The following is a 291-nucleotide window of genomic DNA, read 5'->3' on the forward strand; positions in this document are numbered from 1 at the left end:
CTGGGCTTCATCCTGCTCGGCTTGAGCTTCGGGCAATCCTCGGGCGTCGTCGCATCGAGCTTCTCGCGCCAGCACCGCTATACCGGCTCGGCAGTGACGTCGGACCTCGCCTGGATGTTCGGCGCCGGCTTCGCGCCGCTCGCCGCGCTGCTGCTGGCCGGCACTTTCGGCCTCATCGCCGCCGGCGCCTATCTGCTGTCGGGCGCCGCCTGCACGCTGATCGCGCTGTGGATCGACAGGCAGGCCTCCAGGAGCTAGCAGACGAGCGCAATCGCGGGCGTCCAATCAGAC

General features: G+C 69.1%; 1 pseudogene. It reads left to right on the forward strand.

Annotated elements, in window-relative coordinates:
- Window positions 1-258, forward strand: a pseudogene (locus tag EN874_RS33160) (MFS transporter); the annotation flags it as partial.
- Between the last annotated feature and the right edge of the window lie 33 nt (window positions 259-291).

It is taken from the genome of Mesorhizobium sp. M1D.F.Ca.ET.231.01.1.1 (assembly GCF_003999155.2).
Taxonomy (GTDB): Bacteria; Pseudomonadota; Alphaproteobacteria; order Rhizobiales; family Rhizobiaceae; genus Mesorhizobium.